Raw genomic sequence first — 11,928 nt, 5'->3', positions numbered from 1 at the left:
TCTGCTGAGCCGTGGGCGTCGGTGGAGTGGTGTCCCGCGGTCCGGCGGACGCCATCACGTCCCGGGCAGCGGAAGGCCAGTTGCCATTGGTGACCGTGACATTGCCGGAGACCACGTTGCCGCGGTCCCCGTTGGTCACGTTCGTGCTGCCGTTGGTCGACCAGTTGTCGGTGACGGTCCAGTTCCCCATGTTCTCGCCACCCCAGTAGTTGGCCGTCGCCCACGTACCGGTGTTCGAGAAGACGTTGTTGGTGGCCGTGTAGTACTTCGAGCCCTCGTCGAAGTACACCCCGAAGTATCCGTTGGTCCGCAGGCAGTGGTTCCGGCTGATCAGCGCGCTCGGGTTCCACCCGAGCGTGTAGATGCAGCCGCCGTCGTTCATCTGCTGCATGACATCGTGGATGTAGTTGCCGATGAGCCGGTTGTTGGACGCGGTGGTCGGCGTCGTGTAGCGCGGCTGGTAGTTGTACAGGCCGCGGTTGGCATAGTGGTTGCTGCCGCCCGCGTCGTTGGCGCCCCAGCCGTACCCGATCGACATGCCGGAGTACGGCATGTTGTAGACCTCGTTCTGAGCGACGGTGCTGTTGGTGACGTACGTGGTCAGGACGGAGACGATGCCCCGGTAGTCCGCCCCGAGGTCGTGGATGCGGTTGTTGCTGATCGTGATGTCCCTGTTGACCATGCGCTGGTCGCCGGGGTGGTGGGCGTCGGCGCGCACGCCGCCCACGAGGATGCCGCCGGCTGAGCTCCGGGAGATCTCCGACCGGGTCACCGTGATGTCGCGGGCGCCCAGGCCGACGCCGCTGGCGTGCGCGCCCGCGTCGTTGCCGATACCGATGGCCGTCTGGCCCAGGTTGACGAACTTGGAGTCGCTGAAGGTGATGGTGTCGGCGGCGGAGACCTGCACGGCGGCCGGCATCTGCAGCCAGTGTGGCCGGGCGGCCTCGAACTGCGTGCAGCCGTTGTGGCAGGAGTCGAAGCCCGGCCAGCTCCAGTTGCCGGCGAGGTACGCGCCGGTCTGCTGGTCCGCGTAACCCTGGTTGCTGCTGGGGCCCAGCCAGCTCGTACCGGTGAAGGTGATCCCGCTGAACGTGATGTGGTGGGCCGGCTCGCTGTACGTGCCCCCGACGTTCACCAGTGACTGCAGCGTCGGCAGTTCCACGCTGACGGTGCTCATGTCCTGCCCGGCCAGGGGGATGTAGTACAGGGCTCCGCCCTTGGGATTCAGGTACCACTCGCCGGGCGAGTCCAGGAACTCGTACGCGTTGGACAGGTAGAACGGACCGGCCCGGTGGGGCCGCATGAGGGTGTCGTAGCCGAAGTTGTTGTTGTTCCACGCCGGCTGCTGCATCGTGATGAAGTTCGCGCTGATGCTCTGCACCGGCGAGTACCGGTCGGTGAAGGAGTTGACGCTCTCCACCTCGACCCGGCTCTGGTCGGCCAGGTTGTTCAGATAGCTCAGCGCACCGCCCGAGAACCTCAACCCGGCGCTGGTGGCCGTGAAATCGGCCCTGTTCGCCTGCGTGCGTGCCCGGGTGGCGACGGCGCCGTCGACATAGAGCTGCCGGGCATCGAGACCGGCGGGCACGTCGGCCCGCCAGATGTTCCTGCCTGCGTCGGCCACCGACCAGCCGGTGACCGCCCGGGCACCGGTGATCACCGGACGCGCCGACGGGGCGGCCTTCCACACGACCGTGTGACCGCCTGAGCCGGAGTCCTCCGCCGTCAGCCGCAAGGGTTGGGTCATCCGGTACACACCGTCGGCCAACTGCACCACGATGTCGTCCGACATGTCGTCGTTGAGCGATCGCACCGCCGCCCGCGCGGCTGTCAGTGAGCACGGCCGCGCGCTGGAACAGTCGGTGCCGGTGCCGGAGGGCGAGACGTGCACCGTGACGGGTGCCGCGGACGCGGGCGCGGGGAACGCCATCACGGCGGCCGCGGTCAAACCGACCGTGGCGGCTCCGGACAGAAGCCGCCTTCGTATCGTGCGGGTTGTGAACACGTCTTCTCCTCATGGCGGTTGCCGGTCAGGGGAGCGTTTTCCAGTCCGCGCAGGACAGTCCGGAGGTAGGACAGCCCGTCACGGGCGAGGGTGTCCTGCGACGGGGCGAGCGGCCGCCAGATCGAGGCCGCGGTGGCGATGGCCTCGTTCTGCGCGGTGAACGATTCGATGCACACCGCGCCGCCGTAGCCGGTCGTGGCAAGGCCGGCGAGGAAGCGCGGCCAGTCGAAGTGGTCGGCGCCCGGCGCGCCGCGGTCGGTACCGCTGACCTGGACGTGCTTGATGTGCGGACCAGCCGTGACGAGCGCCTCGCAGGGGTCGGCCTCCTCGATGTTCATGTGATAGGTGTCGATCATGAGACCGACGTTCGCGGGCAGGCCGTCGATCAGCTCCACCGCCTGCTCGACCGTGTTGACGACGCTCGTCTCATAGCGGTTGAGGGCCTCCACGCCGATGCTCACGCCCCGCTCCCCCGCGTGGTCGGCCACTGGCCGCAGGGCGCGGCGGACGTCCGCGTAGCAGGCCGCGCGCTCAGACGGTGACATGCGCCAGGTCCGCCCCACCGCGGCGTAGACCGGGCCGCCGACGCAGGGCGCGCCTACGGCCGCCGCACTGTCCACACACGTCTTCAGGTACGCCACGGTGGCGGCGACGGCCTCCGGCGGGGCGTTCACGAGGTCACGTCCGGGCGAGGTGACGGCACAGACGCCGACCGCGCGCAGGCCGTGCGCCGCCAGCAGGTCCCGGGTGCGGGCCGGGTCCCAGTCGCCGGGTTGCTCGATCGGCAGCTCGACCGCGTCGAAACCGAACGCGGCGATCCGCGGCACCAGCTCGGCCATGGCCTCGTCGTCGACCGGCGAGGCCCAGACCCACGGGTTGACACCGATGGTGTACACCGGACTACTTCCAGCGCCCCGGGTAACCGGGCAGGTCGGTGCAGCCGCACATCGCGTAGTGCAGCGGCGGCATGGTGGGGTCGAGGTACTCGTCCAGGTTGTCCTGGGTGATGGTCGGCTGTGGCAGCTTCCACGGGTTCGGCACCCGCTCGCCGTCGAGGATCTTCAGCGCGGCGATGATCGGGGTGCGCCACTGGTAGGTCGGGTAGGTCGGGGCGATCGCCGTGAGCTTCTTGTCCTTCCACAGCCTCAGGAAGTCGAGCTGGTCCTCGCCGTTGATCGGCGGCACGGGCTTGCCGGCGTCCTCGAACGCCTCGACCGCCGCGCCCGCGACCGCCCCGGCGTCCATCCAGACGCCGTCGATCGTGCCGTACCGCTGGATGTAGTCGTTGACGATCTTCTTCGTCCTGGCCGGGTCGCCGTCGGTGAACTCGACGCCGACGACGTCGACGCCCGCCTTGTCGAAGGCGGCCTTCGCCGCGGACCAGCGGGTCTCCAGCACGTCGACGCCGGGCAGGATGCGCAGCGCGAGCACCTTGCCGCCCCGCTTCATCTTCCGGGTGACGAACTCCGCCGCGACGTGACCGAATCCGTAGCCGCCGATCGGGTTGATGAAGGTCACCGGGCAGGTCGTGTCGACGCCGCGGTCGAAGACGATGACCGGCAGGCCCTTCTCGCAGGCGGCCTCCACTGCCGGGGTGAGCGTCGCGGTGGTGTTCGGTGAGACGATGAGCGCGTGGCAGCCCTTGCCGAGCAGGTCGTTGATGTCGGCGATCTGCTTCTGGTCCTTGCCTTCGGCGTCGACGTGGACGAACTCGGAGATCCGGCCGCGGTGCGTGTCGACCTCGGCCTGCATGGTCTTGAAACCGACCTGGCGCCAGGGGTTGTTCAGCCCGGCGTTGGAGAAGCAGATCTTGTACGGTCCTGGCTTCCTGAACTTCGCGGTCTCCACCATCGCCGGGTTGAGCGCCTGCTCCCAGGGCTTGCCGGCCGGCCCGGCGGGCGCGGCGTCCAGCAGCGCGAGCTGCTCGTCGTACTCGGCCCGCACGAAGAACTTCGACTGCTCCCCGGTGCCCGACCCGGTGCCCGACCCGGTGCCCGCGGAGGGCGAACCCGATGCGCCGGTGGCGGGCTCGTCGGTGGCGCAGCCGGCCAGCACCAGTAAGGTGCTCACGGCCAGCACCGTCATGGAATGCCTCACTGAGTCCCCTTTATCTGGACGGGAAACGGAAGGACGCCGCCGCCACGGCGATCAGAATGATCGCGCCCTGGACAGTCGGTTTGAGGGCGCCGGAGACGCCGTAGAAGTTCATGAGCGTGAAGAGCGTCTCGAGGGTCAGCGCGCCCAGCATCGCGCCGACGGCCGAACCGCGGCCCCCGCCCAGAGCGACACCGCCGAGGACCGCCGCGGTGATCGCGCCGAACTCGAGGCCGGCACCGGCCTGGAACGACACTCCGCTGTACCCGCCGATGAGGACCGCCGCGAGCGTGGCGGCGAGTCCGCTGAGGACGAACGCCAGGGTCTTGGCGCGCCACACGCGCACGCCGCTCAGCTCGGCGGTCCGCGGGTTGCCGCCGACGGCGACCAGGGTGCGGCCGAAGTCCGACCGCGTCAGCACCAGCGCCAGCGCGGCCGCCGCCAGCAGGAGGAGCAGGGCGTACGGTATCCGGCCCAGCGCGGGCACGTCCTCGAACGCCGACCGGCCGAGCAGGCGGAACTCCTCGGAGAGGCCGCCCTTCGGTGCACCGTCGGACCACAGGTACACGGCACCGACGAGGATCAGGAACATCCCGAGGGTCGTGATGAACGACGGCACCCGCAGCCGCGTGGTGACGAGACCGTTGACGAGGCCGACGGCGACGCCGAACGCGAGCAGGAGCACGACGACAGGCCAGCCTGCCGACGGGTCGCCGTCGATCAGCCGGGCGGCGATGACCACCTGGGCGGTGACCAGAGAGCCGACGGACAGGTCCAGCTCGCCCGAGACGATCACGAAGTACTGCCCGGCGGCGAGCAGGACGACCGGCGCGGAGCGGCCGAGGAACGACATCAGCGACGGCGGTGAGAGGAAGTCCGGTTGGCGGGCGGTCAGCAGAACCAGCAACACCGCCAGGATCACGATGATCGGTGCGAGACCGCCGGAGCGGAACCTGAGGAGCCGCAGTGGGCGCGCGATCCGCATGTCATGACGCCTTTCGCATCGCCCGGCGGGCGTGGACGGCGACCGCAGCCACGATGATCACGCCACGGATCACCTGCTTGAAGAACACGTCGACCTCGAGCTGGTTGAAGACGGCGTCGACGCTCGCGAGCAGCAGCACGCCGCCGACCGTGCCCGCAACGCCGCCGCGCCCGCCGGCCAGGGCGGTGCCGCCGAGCACCACCGCGGCGATCGACTCCAGGTCGTACAGTCCCTCGGTGCCGACCCTCGGTGCGCCGGCGCCGAGCCGACTGGCGAGGTAGACCCCGGCGAGGCCGGCGCAGAGGGCGCACAGCACATGGGCGGTGACGAGGACCCGGTTGCTGCGCACGCCGGAGAGCCGGGCGAGCTCCGGGTCGCCGCCCACGGCGATCAGGTGGTGGCCGAAGCGGGTGCGCGCCAGCATGAACCAGGCCGCGGCGGCGACGGCGAGCAGCAGCAGGAACGACAGCGGCACCGGGCCGATGCGCTGGTACCCCAGGCCCTGCACCAGGGCGGGTGCGGTCTTGCCGGCCGGGCCGTCGTATCCGTTGTCGAGGTATCCCTTCAGCAGCAGTCCCACGCCGACGGTCGCGATGAAGGGGTTGATCCGCGCTGTGGTGACGAGCAGGCCGTTGACGAGGCCGATCGTGGCGCTGACGGCGAGCGTCAGGCCGATCGCCGGCAGCAGCGCGCCGTCGTCACCGGCCATGGTCTCGGCGGCGACGAGGGTGCTCAGGCTGACCACGTACGCCACGGACAGGTCCAGCGAGCCCCCGACGACGACCAGCGTCTGGCCGACCGCGACGAGGCCCAGACCGGCGGCGACGTGCAGCAGGCTCACCGTCGTCGGCAGGCTGAACAGCCGGCCGCCGTCGAGCGTGACGACGAGCCAGCCGATCGCCAGGGTGAGGACCAGGGCGACGAACACGCCGGGCGGGGTCCGCCGGGCCGGCAGGGACAGCGCGCCGCTCATCCGGCCGCCTCCCGCTCGGTGCCGACCGCCAGGGCGACGACGTCCTCCTCCGTCGCGCCGGCGGCCAGCTCGCCGGCGATCCGGCCGTCGCGCATGACGATGATCCGGTCGCTCATGCCGAGCAGCTCGGGCAGTTCGGACGAGACCATCAGCACGGCGGCGCCGTCGCGGGCCAGCCGGCGGACGAGATCGTGGATCGCCGACTTGGCGCCCACGTCGATGCCCCGGGTCGGCTCGTCGAAGAGCAGGATTCTCGGGGCGAGCGCGAGCCACCTGGCCAGCACGACCTTCTGCTGGTTGCCCCCGGACAGGAAACGGATCTCCTGGTTCTCCCCTGCGGCGCGAAGCTCGAAGGCCGCGAGCAGCTCCCGCACCCGCGCGGTCCGGGCACCGCGGCCGAGCCGGCCCGGGCGGACGGCGCGGCCGGCCAGCAGCGCGTTGTCGAGCACCGACTGCCCGGCGACGATCCCCTCACCCTTGCGGTCCTCGGAGACGTAGGCGATACCGGCCCGTATCGCGGCGCGGGGCGAGCGCAACCGGACCGGTGCTCCGTCGACGGTCACCTGGCCGGTGCTGAACGGTGCGGCGCCGAACAGTGCGCGGGCCAGCGCCGACCGGCCCGAGCCCTGCAGACCGCCGACGCCGAGCACCTCACCGGCGCGCAGCCGCAGGTCGATGCCGCGCAGCTTCCGGTTGCCTCCGCCCCGGACGGTCAGCCGCACCGGGCCCAGCTCCTGCGGCTGCGCCGGGTCCGGGTAGTAGCTCGACAGCTCGCGGCCGACCATGTGGCGCACCAGCTGATCGGCGCTGGTGTCCGCGGTGTCCAGGGTGGTCACCGCCCGTCCGTCCTTGAGCACGGTGATCCGGCTGGACAGGGCGAAGACCTCCTTGAGGCGGTGCGAGACGTACAGCACGCCCATCCCGTGCTCCTGCAGCCGCCGTACGAGCGCGTAGAGCTGACCGACTTCGTGGTCGGCGAGAGCCGCGGTGGGCTCGTCCATGATGAGCAGCCGAGCGTCGAGGGCGAGCGCCTTGACGATCTCGACCACCTGCTGTTGCGCCACGCCGAGTCGTCCCACGCGCGTGTCGGGCGGTAACGAGCCCTCCCCGACCGAGGCGAGGAGCTCCGCGGTGCGGCCGAGCATCGCCCTGCGGTCGACGAGTCCGCGGCGCAGGGGCTCGCGGCCCAGCCAGACGTTCTCCGCGACGGTGCGCTCGGGCAGCAGGGTCAGCTCCTGGTAGACGGTGCCGATACCGGCCTGTTGGGCCTCACGCGGGCTGCGGAACGTCCGCGGTGCGCCGGCGAACTCGATCGTTCCCTCGTCGGGCTGGTGGACGCCGGACACCACCTTCATGAGCGTGGACTTGCCGGCGCCGTTCTCGCCGACGACCGCGTGCACCTCGCCCGGCCGGACCTGGAGATCGACCCCGTCGAGCACCCGCACGCCGAGGAACGACTTGCCGATGCCTCGCAGAGCGAGCAGCGGTGACGGCAGGAGGCCAGACATCGTGGGAACCTCTGCATTCGCGTGGTCAGCAGGATTGAGTCACCGATAGCTGAATCGTTTGGTACGGCCGGCATGGAATGACGGCTCCCGCCCGCGAGCTGTCGTCGAATAGCCGCGGACTTTCACCGGACGCGATGGCGGCATCGCGGCCCCGAGGGTAAGTGCCTCGATGAGCGCCTGGCAATAGCACCGGACATCACAGGAGGACGTTCGCCGTTTCACCAAAATCTGTTATCGAATCGACCCGTCCGCAGTCGCGCGCCGAACCACGAAGACTGATGCGCAAAATGTGTTATCGAATCGGCCCGACGGCAGTCGCGCCCCGAACCAACGACGATTGATGCGCGAAAAGTGTTATGGAATCGGCCGCACCCGAACCATATTGACTGTTGTGATAGGCCGCTGCATGCTGACCGGCAGACCACGGGAGACGGCCGCATCTGGTGTGACGCCCCCCATTTCCATGGGAGTTGACTGCCCGTCACGGCGGACGGGATGACGAGCTGACGGCACACGCGGGCCTACGACGCGCTCGGGCACTCCGGCGCATCGGAGGTGCTGCCGGCGCGTGCCCGTGGTCATGCCATCGTTGCTCCGCCGAAATAGGAGACGGCATGCGTCGCATCATCTTTGTCTTCGGGGCGATCGCGAGCGTGCTCCTGTCGCTCGTCATCGCCCAACCGGCGTCTGCGGCGCCGGCCTTCCGAGCCCTGGTCTTCACGAAGACGACCGGCTACCGGCACGATTCGATCCCCGCCGGCCTCACGATGTTCCGGGAGCAGGCGGCGGCCAACAACTTCGAGTTGGTCCACAGCGAGGACGCGAGCGTATTCACCCCGGCGAACCTCGCCACCTTCGACGTGCTCATCATGTTCCAGACCTCGGGAATGGTGTGGACCACGGCGGCCCAACGTCAGGCGCTGGAGGGCTACCTCGCCAGCGGCAAGGGCATCGTCGCGATCCACAACGCCACGGACATGGGCATCGAGAACGAGTACCCGTGGTGGGACCAGACCATCAACGGCGGGGCGCACATGCCGGAGCACTCCCCCGGTGTGCTGTCCGGCACCGCGATCGTCGCGGACAAGAAGCACCCGTCGACGGCCGGCCTGCCGGACCGCTGGAACCGCAGCGAGGAGTGGTACAACTTCGACCGCAACCCCCGCGGCGACGTCCATGTCCTGGTCACCGCCGACGAGCGCACATACAACCCGGGCTCCCGCGCCATGGGGCCGGACCACCCGATCTCCTGGTGCCGCAACACCGGCGGCGGCCGCGTGTGGGCCACCGGCATGGGCCACACCAGCGCGGCCTACAGCGAGACCCATTTCCGCAACCACGTCCTCGGGGGCGTCAAGTGGGCGGCCGGCAAGGAGCCCGGCGACTGCGGTGGCACCGTGTGGAGCAACTTCGAGAAGCGCACCCTCGACGACAACACCTCGGACCCGATGGCCCTCGCGGTCGCCCCGGACGGGCGGGTGCTCTACGTTCAGCGGGCCGGGCAGCTGAAGATCTTCAAGCCGACGACGAACAAGACCGTGACAGCCGGCACGCTCAGCGTCTACACCGGCGGCGAGGACGGCCTCACCGGACTGGCGCTCGACCCCGACTTCGCCGACAACGGCTACGTGTACCTGTATCACTCCCCGGCCGGAGTCCCGACCGACATCAACCGGGTCTCCCGGTTCACGCTCACCGGCGACACCCTGAACATGTCGAGCCAGGTGACGATCATCGACATCCCCGCGACCCGGGACCGCACGTTCGCCGAGCCCGGGCACACGGGCGGGTACATCGAGTTCGGCCCCGACAAGAACCTCTACATCGGCACCGGGGACGACGTCCCACCGAACCTCGACTCCAACTGGCAGGGCTACGCCCCGCTGGACTGGCGTCCGGGCAAGGCCAACCTCGACGCCGCCCGCACCGCCGGCAACACCAACGACCTGCGGGGCAAGCTCCTGCGCATCCGGCCTTCGGCGGGCGGCGGCTACACCGTCCCGGCCGGCAACCTCTACCCGCAGGGCACCGCACAGACCCGGCCCGAGATCTACGCGATGGGCTTCCGCAACCCGTTCCGCTTCTCGATCGACCCGGACAACGGGTGGGTCTACCTCGCCGACTACGGCCCGGACCGGAACCCGCCCGCGACGAACCGCGGCCCCGAAGGGCTCGTCGAGCTCAATGTCATCAAGGGCCCGGGCAACTACGGCTGGCCGTTCTGCCACGGCGACAACCAGGCCTACGCGCCCTACAACCCGGACACCCGCGTCGTCGGCGCCAAGTTCAACTGCAACGCGCCGGTCAACAACTCGCCGAACAACACCGGCCTGACCAACCTCAAGCCGATCGTCGCGCCGAACATGTGGTACGGCTACGGCGTCTCACCGGACTTCCCCGAACTCGGCTCCGGCGGCTCGGGGCCGATGGGCGGACCGGTCTACCGCTACAACGCCGCGAACCCGTCCGAAACAAAGTTCCCGCCCTACTACGACGGGGTCCACTTCTTCTACGAGTGGTCGCGCCACACCGTCAAGGAGGTCCACTTCGACTCCGCGACCGCGGTCACCCGGACCAACTCCTTCATGCCCGCCGCCAAGTTCCTCAAGCCGATGGACATGGAGTTCGGGCCCGACGGCTCGCTGTACCTGCTCGAATGGGGCAACAACTTCTCCGGTGGCAACAACGACTCGGGTCTCTACCGCATCGATTACAACCACGGCGGACGGTCGCCGATCGCCAAAGCCACCGGAACGCCCACCAACGGGGACGCGCCACTGAACGTGCAGTTCAGCAGCGCGGGGTCCACGGATCCGGATCCGGGCAGCACGCTCAGCTACCACTGGACGTTCGGCGACGGCACCACGTCCACGGCGGCCAACCCGTCACACACCTACACCGCCAACGGCAACTACACCGCTCAGCTCAAGGTCACCGACAACACCGGCAGGACGGCCTTCGCCAACGTGCCGATCACCGTGGGCAACACGGCGCCGACGGTCACCCTCACCATTCCGTCCAACGGCGGAATGCTGGACTTCGGCGACCGCGTCCCGTACAAGGTGTCCGTCTCGGACCCCGGCGGCGCGCCCGTCGACTGCGCCAAGGTGTTCGTCAACCCAGCCCTCGGCCACGACGACCACCAGCATGAGACCACGGACCATCCGGGGTGCTCGGGCACCATCGACACGACGCTGCTGGGCGGGCATCCCGAGGGTGCCAACCTGTACTACGTCCTCAACGCCCGCTACACCGACGACGGCGGCCCCGGCGGTGCGAACCCGCTCACCGGCTACGCCCAAGTGATCCTCCAGCCCAAGCACAAGCAGGCCGAGTTCTACACGGACCAGTCGGGTGTGCGGATCGTCGAGCAGTCCGGCGCGGAGAGCGGCAAGCGGGTCGGCGACATCTCCGACGGCGACTGGATCGCGTTCAAACCGATGAGCCTGTCGGGCGTCACCAGCGTGAAGTACCGTCTGTCGTCGCCGAGCGGCGGCGGATCGATCGAACTGCGCGCCGACTCCCCGACCGGCACGCTCCTGGCCACGACACCGGTGCCGAGCACCGGCGGCTGGAACAACTACCAGTCCACGTCGGCGGTGAACACCGCCGATCTCTCCGGCTCGCACCAGCTCTACCTGGTGTTCAAGGGCACCTCGAACAACTGGTTCGACCTCGACTCGCTCACCTTCGGCGGCAACGGGGTCGGCGAACCGGGCAGCGGCGGCGGTGGTGGCGTGGCCGGAAGGACCTGGACGGTCGCGGCGCAGCACAGCGGCAAGTTCATGGACGTCAGCGAGGCCTCGACCGCCGACGGCGCCCAGGTCGTCCAGTGGCCGTCCACCGGCGGCAACAACCAGAAGTGGCAGGCCGTCGACGCCGGTGGCGGCGCCGTCCACCTGAAGGCGGTGCACAGCGGCAAGTGCCTCGCCGTCACGGGCGGGTCCACCGCCCAGGGCGCGTTCATGCAGCAGTCCACCTGCGACAACGGCAACGCGCAGAAGTTCCTCGTCACACCGACCGGCACGGCGGGTGTGTACACGGTGAAAAGCGTGCCCAGTGGACTGTGCGTGGACGTCAACGGCGGCTCGACGGCCGACGGCGCACGACTCCTGCAGTGGAGCTGCAACAGCGGCGCCAACCAGCAGTGGCGGTTCACCGCCGTATAGCCCGTCCGGACGACGATGCCCGGCGCGGTCGCGCGCCGGGCATTCCCCTACGAACAGGTGAGGAACCGCCATGGTGTTTCGGATACCTCGGCCCCGCCGGTACGGACGGCTGTCCGCGCTGGGCACCGTCCTGGTGCTCGCCGTCGGCGCCACCGCGGCGGCGGCACCGATCGAGCCCGGGCAGAGCGCCCCCG

The 11,928-nt window shown here is 69.6% G+C and carries 7 protein-coding genes; 1 reads left to right on the top strand and 6 read right to left on the bottom strand.

Features of this window, described 5'->3' with window-relative positions:
* From IE212_RS34335 to IE212_RS34310, 6 genes are all read right to left on the bottom strand, one after another.
* Window positions 1-1,930: right-handed parallel beta-helix repeat-containing protein (locus IE212_RS34335; RefSeq protein WP_190201913.1), on the bottom strand; the 1,930-nt coding region annotated here is incomplete at its 3' end.
* A 14-nt stretch (window positions 1,931-1,944) separates the two neighbouring features.
* Window positions 1,945-2,901 (bottom strand): sugar phosphate isomerase/epimerase family protein, encoded by a 957-nt coding sequence (locus IE212_RS34330; protein ID WP_229864721.1) that lies wholly within the window; start codon window positions 2,899-2,901, stop codon window positions 1,945-1,947.
* Window positions 2,902-2,905: 4 nt separating this feature from the next.
* Window positions 2,906-4,090, bottom strand: a complete 1,185-nt coding sequence (locus IE212_RS34325) for a substrate-binding domain-containing protein (protein ID WP_190201912.1) — start codon at window positions 4,088-4,090, stop codon at window positions 2,906-2,908.
* A 22-nt stretch (window positions 4,091-4,112) separates the two neighbouring features.
* Window positions 4,113-5,084, bottom strand: coding sequence for an ABC transporter permease (locus tag IE212_RS34320; RefSeq protein ID WP_190201911.1), 972 nt, complete (start codon window positions 5,082-5,084; stop codon window positions 4,113-4,115).
* Window position 5,085: 1 nt separating this feature from the next.
* A complete protein-coding gene (locus IE212_RS34315; RefSeq protein WP_190201910.1) occupies window positions 5,086-6,057 on the bottom strand; it encodes an ABC transporter permease in 972 nt (323 codons plus the stop codon).
* Complete coding sequence (locus tag IE212_RS34310; RefSeq protein ID WP_190201909.1) at window positions 6,054-7,565, bottom strand: sugar ABC transporter ATP-binding protein; 1,512 nt, start codon at window positions 7,563-7,565, stop codon at window positions 6,054-6,056. Before IE212_RS34310 ends, IE212_RS34315 begins: the two co-directional genes overlap by 4 nt.
* Before the next feature lie 614 nt (window positions 7,566-8,179).
* On the opposite strand from IE212_RS34310, the gene IE212_RS34305 reads away from it, so the two are divergent.
* Window positions 8,180-11,734, top strand: a complete 3,555-nt coding sequence (locus tag IE212_RS34305) for a ThuA domain-containing protein (protein WP_190201908.1) — start codon at window positions 8,180-8,182, stop codon at window positions 11,732-11,734.
* Window positions 11,735-11,928 lie beyond the last annotated feature (194 nt).

It is taken from the genome of Streptomyces djakartensis, from assembly GCF_014651075.1.
Taxonomy (GTDB): domain Bacteria; phylum Actinomycetota; class Actinomycetes; order Streptomycetales; family Streptomycetaceae; genus Streptomyces; species Streptomyces djakartensis.
The sequence above is the reverse complement of the archived record's forward strand: the minus strand, read 5'-3'. Positions and strand labels throughout refer to the sequence as shown.

Excerpts from the sequence above, each read along its gene's own strand:
- IE212_RS34310 (WP_190201909.1), bottom strand. The coding sequence starts at position 7,565 with ATGTCTGGCCTCCTGCCGTCACCGCTGCTCGCTCTGCGAGGCATCGGC.
- IE212_RS34320 (WP_190201911.1), bottom strand. The coding sequence starts at position 5,084 with ATGCGGATCGCGCGCCCACTGCGGCTCCTCAGGTTCCGCTCCGGCGGT.
- IE212_RS34305 (WP_190201908.1), top strand. The coding sequence starts at position 8,180 with ATGCGTCGCATCATCTTTGTCTTCGGGGCGATCGCGAGCGTGCTCCTG.
- IE212_RS34325 (WP_190201912.1), bottom strand. The coding sequence starts at position 4,090 with ATGACGGTGCTGGCCGTGAGCACCTTACTGGTGCTGGCCGGCTGCGCC.
- IE212_RS34315 (WP_190201910.1), bottom strand. The coding sequence starts at position 6,057 with ATGAGCGGCGCGCTGTCCCTGCCGGCCCGGCGGACCCCGCCCGGCGTG.